The sequence below is a fragment of the Deltaproteobacteria bacterium genome (assembly GCA_016183175.1).
Lineage (GTDB): Bacteria > UBA10199 > UBA10199 > UBA10199 > SBBF01 > JACPFC01.
On record JACPFC010000065.1, the window covers coordinates 1 to 9,139 of the forward strand.

At 55.1% G+C, this 9,139-nt stretch carries 6 protein-coding genes and 1 tRNA gene; 5 read left to right on the plus strand and 2 right to left on the minus strand.

The annotated features are described in order from the left end of the window. On the minus strand, nt 1-770 hold a 770-nt coding region (locus HYU99_07345), incomplete at its 3' end, for a prohibitin family protein (protein ID MBI2340160.1). Between the two features lie 35 nt (nt 771-805). After that, entirely contained in the window at nt 806-1,405 is a 600-nt protein-coding gene (locus tag HYU99_07350; protein MBI2340161.1) for a hypothetical protein, read from the minus strand. A 63-nt stretch (nt 1,406-1,468) separates the two neighbouring features. Here HYU99_07350 and HYU99_07355 point away from each other — a divergent pair, with 63 nt between their 5' ends. The 5 genes from HYU99_07355 to HYU99_07375 form a co-directional block, all read left to right on the plus strand. Beyond that, nucleotides 1,469-4,129 (plus strand): PD-(D/E)XK nuclease family protein, encoded by a 2,661-nt coding sequence (locus HYU99_07355; GenBank protein ID MBI2340162.1) that lies wholly within the window; start codon nt 1,469-1,471, stop codon nt 4,127-4,129. A 58-nt stretch (nt 4,130-4,187) separates the two neighbouring features. Beyond that, complete coding sequence (locus HYU99_07360; protein MBI2340163.1) at nt 4,188-5,636, plus strand: FG-GAP repeat protein; 1,449 nt, start codon at nt 4,188-4,190, stop codon at nt 5,634-5,636. Nucleotides 5,637-5,685: 49 nt separating this feature from the next. Beyond that, a complete protein-coding gene (locus tag HYU99_07365; protein ID MBI2340164.1) occupies nt 5,686-7,176 on the plus strand; it encodes a carboxypeptidase regulatory-like domain-containing protein in 1,491 nt (496 codons plus the stop codon). Nucleotides 7,177-7,253: 77 nt separating this feature from the next. Next, nucleotides 7,254-7,325 (plus strand) — tRNA-Glu (locus tag HYU99_07370). 390 nt (nt 7,326-7,715) lie between these two features. Next, the coding region (locus tag HYU99_07375) for a recombinase family protein (GenBank protein MBI2340165.1) at nt 7,716-9,139 on the plus strand (1,424 nt) is incomplete at its 3' end.

Below are 9,139 nucleotides of genomic sequence, written 5' to 3' on the forward strand. Positions count from 1 at the left end.
AGCGGCACCGAATCGCCCAGCATATACTGCGGCAAAACGCCGTTCCATTTCTTTACCGCTTCAAGCTTGATGAGATTCTGGTTTTCGCGCAGGGCTTCGGTCTGAATCCGGATCGCCTCGGCTTCCGCCTTGGCCTGGGCAATGCGTTGTTCCGCCTCGATTTGAATTCTCTTCAGATCGTTTTCGGCCTTCAACGCATTTTGCTGGGCCACCTGCTTTTGTTCCACGGCGTCTTCATACGAATCGGCAAAATCGAAATTGATGATGGAAAAATCATCGACCGTGATGTGCCTCGGCCCCAGACGGGTTATCAGGGCCTGCATGATTTCATCCTTCACCCTGGGGCGTTCGACAATCAATTCCGCCGCCGTAAACTGGGCCGTGGCGGCCTTCACCGATTCCTGAATGGCCGGCGCGATGATGCGAAATTCGTAATCGCTTCCGATCTCCTGCCACAATTTCTGGACCGCATTGGGCTCCAGATGAAAGTTCAAGGCGATTTTTGTCTCCACATTCTGCAGATCCTTGGAATAAGACGGCGCATCCACCTCCAGCTTCTGCGTTTTGACGTCAACAGAGACGACTTTTTCCACAATGGGAATCCGGAAATGGAGCCCCTCCCCCATCACCTCATCCTGCACCGCCCCGAAACGGGTGACCACTCCGCGCTCCCCGGGGTTTATTTGTACAAAGGGACTCAACGTGAAAACCAGAAACAAAATCACAATGCCCAAAACCACCGCCTTGATCAGTTTGCTTTTATCGGTCATGACATTTCCTCCTTGCAGGTTAAAAATCTTTGGCGTCAACGCGTCCGCTTTTTTTTGACCGCCGGTCCGGCTTCAGCTTCGGAGACTTGCACGGAACTGATAACACCATAGAAAATTTTTTCCAGCCTTTTGTAGTCCGAGGCGGGAGCCACCAGCGAGAGGGCAAAAATGCGCCCCCTTTCCCGAAACAGATAATTGACCGTCTTCACCTTTCGGTCTTTGGCGGATTTCACGCGGCTCAAATTGTACGACGCCTGGTAAAAAAAGGCGGCAGACCCCTTCCTCCGATCCAGTTTGGAAAGTCCGACCTTGAAATCGTCGATATTGGGCACCTGCGCCGAAGGGCCGGAAATCTGTTTGACAATGGCGGAAAGCTCTTCCCTGTTTTCGGGCATGGGAAGTTTTTCATCGATAAGGCTCAAGATGATACTGCCGTTAAAGGGCTTCAAGGGCGTCGGCAAAACCAGCGCCACCGCCAGATCCCCCTCCTTTTGCGGCTGTACCTCCCACCCTTCAGGCACTTCGAGCGAAAAACCGCGTTTTGCGTCGGAATAGACGTTGGGTTCCGTGGCTCCCGCGTCAGCGGCGGTGAGTAAGCCCCAGATAAAAATAAGGATCAGATGGTTGATCCGCATGGGTTAGCCAGTGTAAACCGATTGAGCCTTGATTGAAAAGGAAATGTTTACTATCTAACTCTCATGCCAATCACCCTGTTACACGGACCCGCCGGCGGGGGAAAAACCAATTTTCTCCTTCGCCGCCTGTTTGGCCGATATGGCCCGGACGGTTATGCCGATTCATTCTTTCTGGTGGCGCCGACCACCCGCTCGGTTGAGGCCTATCAAAAACGGTTCCTCGCCACCGACCTCGCTCCCCCCATTTTCATCGGCTCTGCCGTTGTCTCTTTCGAACGTCTCCTGCTTAACCTCCTGAAACACAACCTCCCGCGCCTCCATCAAGCCACTTCAAGAATCAGTCGAAATATCATTCGCAACTTATTGTTAAATAATAAATATAAAACAATGAATAACGCCTATGAATTTCCCGGAATCGTCGATGAATTGTCCGCGACCCTGGTAAGCCTGAAAAAAAACGGCCTTACCCCCCAGGCGACCCGGCAGAAGATGGAAAGGCATCTCACCCCGGAACTGGAGGATCTCTTCAAACTTTTTGAAGATGCAAACAGCATCTTGAAGGAGCTGTCTTATTTTGACGAAGGGGATCTTTATGCCACGACCCTTGGCCTCTTGAGGACCGGCCGGTTGAAATTGCCCTCACTTCTCAAGGCCGTCTACATCGACCGCCTCTTCCCCTTGACGCTCGGACAGAGGGAAATTATCAAGGAACTGGGGCGGAAGTTTCCAAAACTGGACATTGTCGTTTCCTACTCCTTCGACTATCAGGCGGGCGAGGACCCCTGGTTTTATCCGGCATACACTTTTTTGGGGGAAATCGCCGCCGAAAGCGAGTATTTTCACGGCCGGACAACCAAGGCAAATATCTCATCCCGGTCATTTACCGACCCGGCTGACGAAATTTCGTGGGTGGTCGGCGCCGCCGCCAGTGCCGCCGGCGGGGCCAGTGCCGCCGGCGGGGCCGGTGCCGGAGGCCAGGCCAATGCCGTCGGCATCATCCTTCCCCCCGACCCTTTTTACCACCGCCGCTTCTCGGAGCTGTTCTCACACCGTGGCATCCCCCATTCTCCCGTTTATGCCCCTTCCCTTTCGCGTTTTATCCCTTTAATAGATTCTTCTTTTGCAACTTCTTTGCATTTTGTGAAGAAGTGTGCGGACGGTTTGAAGCCCCATCCGGACCATCCGGCCGGCGGCCCTGCCGCCTCGGGCCGTCAGCCGCAGGAACTGGTCCCGGTTTTTCTGGAAATGCAGACACACGCCGTTGCCGAATCACTTTCCGCCCTCGCCTTGGCCTCGGAGTTCGACCGGGAATGGGAGTTCGAAAAAAATCTTTTGTTCAGGAATCAAATCCCCGACAAAACACTTGCCCAATGGCGTCATGACGAACTCTCGCGCCTGCGTCTGAAACCGCCCCCATCCCATGGAGGAGTGACACTCGTCTCCATGGAGGAAGCGCCGGGACACGATTTCGATCTCCTGTTTGTCTGCGGATATGTGGAGGGTTATTATCCCCCCCCCGCTGGGGAACACCCTTTTTATTCCACCGATCTTCTTCTGGACCCGGCAATGCGGGAGATTGTTGAGGCTCCGGCCTATCGCCATGGAAGGGAAAAATATCGCCTGGAACAGGCGGTAAACCGGACGACGCGCGAGGTTGTTTTTACGCATCCAAACATTTTGTGGGACGGGAAGGAGCAGACGGTGGCGAGGCTGGTGGAGACTGGGGAGAGGAGGCAGGAGACAGGAGGCAGGAGACAGGAGACAGGAGGCAGGAGACAGGAGACGACTATTTTTCCCAAAGTACGGAAAAACGAATTCAGCGTCTCCGAAATTATCACCTATCGGAAGTGCCCCTATCAATATTACGCCCATTACCATCTGAAGCTGGGCGAATTGAAAAAAGAGGAAATCGACGTCCCGCCCGATGTGAGGGGAAATTTTCTGCACCGGATTTTACAAAAACTCTATACAGCCGGCCGCATTCTCTACCGCGACGCCGTCGAGTACGATGTCTATTTGCACCGTTTCATCGAGCAGGCCGGAATATTAATTGAAGAAGAAAAAACACGGGATCCCTTTTTAAGCCGAACCCCCGAGGCGATTGCCGGGCCGTTCTGCGCCCGCGCAAGGGAGACGATCGCCGCTTTTTTGCGGGACGAAATCGACCTCGTTCGGCGGGAACAAAAGACAACCCTCCCTTCATATTTTGAATGGAATTTCGGCAAGGGACCGATCCCCTCTTTAAGCCTCAAGCACGAAAACCGGGAATTTTTTATATCCGGCAGAATCGACCGGATCGACGTGGACGAGCAAAACAAGACATTCAGCGTGATTGACTACAAAACCGGGGATGTCGATTCCACCTCCAGCATCCGGGAGGGGGAGTCGATTCAGATGCCGGTTTATTTAATGGCGGTCAACCGCCTGCTTTTGAAAGACCACCGGCCTGCCGGGGGATTTTACCTGGGTTTTAAGGACCTTTCGAAGCGGACGGGCATTTTCATTGCCGGCAGGGGCGATGGCGGCGTGCTCAAGAAAAATTCGCTCATCAGCGAGTCTGAATGGACGGCGCTTCAGGAGGCGGTTACCGCACGCATTGCCGAGGTCGTGCAAAAAATCAGCGACGGCCAATTCGCCCCCAATCCGGCCAATACAAAGCAATGCCGGTTCTGCGATTATCGGGACATGTGCCATTATGAGCAGAAGGGGGAGGAAGAGGAATAACCTATTGCATTTTTTCCCTGAATGCGGTTTCTAATGGAGGGGGTCATGGGAGGTTCCCATGCGTTTCTTTTTCCTCGTCTTTCTTGGCTTTCTTTTTCTTTTCCCGCCGAAAGCCTGGCCGCAACTTTCAGGCACTTTCGACCTATCCGCCGATTTCGATGCCGAGTTGACCGGCAAGGCGATGGGCGATTATTCCGGTTATTCGGTCTCTTCCGCGGGGGACGTCAACTGCGACGGCACCGACGATGTCATCATCGGTGCGCCCTTTAATGATGACGGCGCCTCCAATGCGGGGGCCGCTTTTGTCGTTTTCGGGCCGGTCACCTCTTCGGTCAATTTGGGATCCGCGGACATCGAATGGACGGGTGAGGCGGCAAGCGATTACGCCGGTTATGATGTTGCAGGGGCCGGGGACTTAAACGGCGACGGTTGCGACGATGTGTTGATCGGCGCCATTTACCAAGACGCCACTGGCACCAATGCCGGGCGGGTCTATCTTTTTTACGGCAGTTCCTCTTTGGCCGGCGGCAGTCTTTCCACCTCCGATGTGCTCTACGACGGCACCAACGCAGGCGATTACGCGGGGACGAGCGTGGCCGGCGCCGGGGATGTGAACGGGGACGGGTATGACGATATTTTAATCGGGGCCCCCGGAAACGATCTTTTTCGGCTCAATGCCGGCGCCGTTTATCTGGTTTTTGGAAGTTCCTCCCTGACCAACATGGTTTTAACCGGGGCCGACGTCCGTTTCTTCGGCGAGTATAAAAGTGACTATGCGGGAACCGCAGTAAGCGGGGCCGGCGATTTTAACGGGGACGGTTTGGCCGATATCCTCATCGGCTCCTGGGACAACAACCGGGGGGGCAACGATTCCGGGGCCGCCTATCTGATTTTGGGGAAGACCACCCCCTTTCTCCGTTTTTCCTATTTGAGCGCGGCGGACATGATATTGGCCGGCGAGAACGCCTCCGACAGCGCGGGGTATGCCGTGGCCTCGGGGGGGGATGTCAACGGGGACGGTTATGACGATCTGTTCATCGGCGCCCGTTACAACGACGATCTGGTCAGTAACGGGGGGGCCGCCTACGTGGTTTTCGGCCGCGATACCCTCACCCGTCTTGTTTCGCTTTCCAGTGCCGATATCAAACTCCAGGGAGACACCTTAAGCGAACGGGCCGGTTCCAGCGTCGCGGGCGCCGGGGATGTGAATGCCGACGGCTACGACGACCTGCTTGTCGGCGCCCCCTACAACGTTAACGGCGGTTTTTCCGCGGGGGCCGTTTATCTTGTTTACGGGGGAAGCGGCCTTTCCCCTAAAATTGCCCTTTCCGGTTCCGACGCCATATTCGAAGGGGGAAAAACCTACGACTATGCCGGCTTCACTGTATCGGGGGCTGGCAATATCGATGGAGATGCCGCCGGATATGCCGACATCCTCATCGGCGCCTACTGGAACGACGACTACGACTGGAATGCAGGTTCGACTTACCTGTTTTTCGGTGAATAAAAATAAAGTTCCGTTTGCCCCGGCATTTTGGCAGGTGTAAAATAATCCCATGGTGAAGGTCGCGGCACTTTTATTCGGCCTCTGCCTTTTCGGGGCCTCTCTTGGTTACAGCGAGGAAGAGGCGCCGGCTCCAAGACCGGCCCCGGCCCCGCCCCCTCCCCCTGCACCGGCCTATCAATCCTCGATACCGAAAGGATGGCCGCAATCGATTTCAACACCGACCGGTTTCAACGACTTGGGAAAGGCGATTGGTGAAGAAGCCGGATTTCCCAAAAATGGGACGCCGCGCGAAAAGGCCCGTTATGTCGCCTCGCGCCTTCCCGAAATAGCCCGTAGTTATCAGTTGAGCGCCGGGACCGGAAGCGTGATTAGCTCGGCTGTTGTGGGGATCGTTCGCAAGGCCGACGATTTTGCCCGCTTACTTTGGGGCGGGGGGGACAAGGAAAATGCGGCCCCCCTCAAGAGTAGCGGGACCGGAAACTGCGGGGAATGGTCGTACGCCTTCTCGGAGATTCTCGACGGCGCCGGCGTCGATAACCAGGTCGTTTTTGGAGATGACAATCCCGAACCGGGGGCCAGCTCCAAATTCACCGGAACCGACACGGCGGTGCTCGTGCAGGAGCGCGATCCGTCGGGCCGCCTCACCAGCCGCATCTTCGATCCTTTCCGGTCGGCGTACCACAACACGGAAACCCGCCGACCTTCGGAGAAGACGGCCGCCGAATGGAACGATCTCCCCCTGTCCGATCGGGACAAAACCGACGCGGACAAGAAATCGGGGCGCGAGACCTGGAAAGACGACCTGATCGGGAAGAAACATGTCAAGGATGCGGGGAACGAGCTCGTCATCGACTTTGGCGAAGGGAAGGCCGACACGAAGGAGAAGGGGTTCATTTTGGGAAAGGTGGTTCACGAGGGGGACGGGTCTCCGGCCACGGAGGTCACGATCATGATCCGGAAGGAGGGATTTGAAAATTCGCTTGCGCCCCAGGGGAACGGGAACTTCACCGCCGCGGTTCCACCGGGCGCCTATCAGGTCGTGGTCCTCCTTCCCGACGGCAAGGAAGCCGCCTCGGCCACACCGACCATCGAGGTCGGGGAAAAGGAAAAACTCGAGCTTACGGTCCCCAAAACGGAGGAGGAACAACCCTCCTATCTCGGCCATTGGAACGGAACGGCGAAGGTAATCCGGTCAAGTGTTTCCGGCACTGTCGGAACGGTGGGACCTTTCGATATGGATGTCGTCCTGGGCCCGGAAGGTCTCGAATTCAGTTCCCAGGGGCAAACCAAAATCCCTGCCGGAAGCAAGACTCAAATCGACGGCAACCACATCCGGCTCGATTTCGCGGGAAAACCCCCATGGATGCCCGATAACGAGGCCTTCGCCACAACGATAACCTGGTGGATGGATGTGACTGCCGACTCGAATCGGATGACCGGTCAGATGTTCTCCAACGCCAAAACCGTTTCCACCCTCCCCGGGGTCCCTCCAGCTGAAGCGGAGTTTCTCATCTCACTTGATCTCCGCAGGCAAAAGTGACCTCATGCCTGGAAAGCAACCGCTTCTTTTTTGAACTTGCTGTGCCCCGAATAAAATTGGTAATGGAAAAAACAACCGCTCCCATCGTCTAACGGTTAGGACGCGGCCCTCTCAAGGCCGTAATACGGGTCCGATTCCCGTTGGGAGCGCATATTAGTAAATGGTGCGCGTTTTAAAAAAAAATCGTCCGCCGGAGGCGGACGAAGGAGGGAAAAAGAGCCCCCCGAATGGCCCCCCAAGAGATTGGAATTAAAAGAATTGCCCCCCAAAAGAGCCCAAGGATTTTTAAAATCAAAAAAGAGCCGCCGCCCCCCCACGCGAAAGTTCAACAAAAAATCACGGGTCACACTTCCGCGCGACCCACAATTTTTTGTTGCATCTCCGCCGGAGGCGGATCTGCGAGCCGATTTTTTTAAAACCGTTTTCTTCAAAAAAAAGCCTTGAAGAAAACGGTTTAAGCCTCTAAATTTTCCCCAACGAGTTTTCAAACCAAAGGGCCTTTCACGTCCTGCCCAAAGGCCACAAATCAGGAGGCCGTCATGTCCAACAAATTCTTCCTCTACGCCAGAAAATCGATGGAAAACGAGGAGCGTCAGGCCCTTTCCATCGAAAGCCAGCTTGTCGAGGTCCGCGAGCATGCCGCCAAAGAGAAGGTCACCATTGTCCGTGAGTTCACCGAGGCCATGACGGCCAAATCCCCCGGTCGCCCTGTTTTTGATGAGATGCTCTCGTGTATCGCAAAAGGGGAGGCCGATGGGATTATTGCCTGGCACCCCGACAGACTGGCCCGCAACTCATTGGATGGCGGCCGGATCATTCATTTTCTGGATATCGGGCATTTGAAGGCCCTCAAGTTTTGCACCCTCTGGTTCGAGAACACGCCGCAGGGGAAATTCATGCTCAATATGGCCTTTGGGCAGTCCAAATATTACGTGGACAATCTCTCCGAAAATGTAAAGCGCGGCCAGCGTCAGAAACTTCGGCGTGGCGAGTGGCCCTTCGGCCCTCCTTTGGGCTATCTGGGAGGTGGGCGCTACTCTTTTCCCAAAGTCGATCCGGTGAAAGGCCCTTTGATTACCAAACTCTTTGAAGCCTATGCTTCAGGCCGCACCACGCTCAAACAACTTCGCGAGCTTTGTACGTCATGGGGTCTGGTGAGCCGCTCCGGGAAAAAGGTTGCGCTGGCAAAAGTCCATGCCACTCTCCTGAATCCTTTCTATTACGGCCTTGTCCGGTACAAGGATGACTGTGCCCAGGGCGTCCATGAGCCTCTTGTCTCCAAAGAGCTGTTTGACCGGGTTCAGGAGACCCTCAAGCGGCGTGGCAAGCCCAATAAGGTGAAAAAACATCATTTTTCTTTGGTTGGGCTTGCCAAATGTGCCACATGCGGCGGAGCCATCACGGCAGAGCGGAAAAAGGGGCATGCCTATTATCACTGTACGAAAAAATTGGGGCCTTGTTCGGAGAAAAAATATCTTCGGGAGGAGCCTTTTGCCCAACAGATCAAGGAAGCGCTCCAAACAGTCGCTCTGCCGGATGACTCCTTTGCCGAGGCTCTGACCACCTTGGGCCAAATGGGTCTTGAAGCGAGCCAGCCGGTTAACGAGTTCAAAAAGGAACTGGATCGGGAATTGCCCCAACTCAAGGTCAAGCAGGACCGTCTCTTGCACGCCCATCTGGAGGGGCTCATTGACAAGGGAGAGTATCGGAGCGCCAAAAAGGAGCTGGTCGACCGGGAGATGGAATTACGGACCAAACTGGCCCATTTGGAGGGTGGGGTAACCGGCTGGCTCGAACCGGCCCAAAATTTCATCAGAGCGGCTCACCATGCGGGTTTGCTGGCGGGTGGGGAAAATTTAGAGGCTCAAAAGGAATTTTTGAAAAAAATCGGCTCGAACTTTCGCGTGGGGGGGCGGCGGCTTTCTTTTCAATTCAAAAATCCCTGGGCCTTTTTGGGGGGCAA